We start from the raw sequence: 413 nt of genomic DNA on the forward strand, positions 1-413 counted from the left end.
AAGAAGCGAAAGAGATATGAGTGGTTAAATGACATCAACGCACAAGTTCCTAAACAGGCTTCAAAAGACTTTGATACGGCGAGAAAAAATTCGTTCAAAAAGTACAAAAATGGTTCTCACACTTCTTATAAATCCAAAAAAGATGTAATCCAAGGATTTTATGCTAATTATGAAAGACTGATTATAGGAAAGAAAGTAGTTCACATTCAGTCTATTGGAGAAGTGAAAACAAGCCAACAACTACCAAGAAACAAAAAACCATCCAATCCAAGAGTTACCTTTGATGGTCGTCACTGGTGGATTAGTGTAGGGTTCCAAGAAGACTTTGAATTACAAGAACTAACGAATGAGTCGATTGGTGTGGATGTTGGTTTAAAAGAGCTTTTTGTAGCTTCTAATGGTATGAAAGAACG

Annotated in this window: 1 pseudogene; it reads left to right on the forward strand. The window is 35.6% G+C overall.

The features are described from left to right. Positions 1-413, forward strand: a pseudogene (locus BAQ44_RS03970) (RNA-guided endonuclease InsQ/TnpB family protein); the annotation flags it as partial.

It is taken from the genome of Bacillus mobilis, assembly GCF_001884045.1.
Classification (GTDB): Bacteria; Bacillota; Bacilli; order Bacillales; family Bacillaceae_G; genus Bacillus_A; species Bacillus_A mobilis.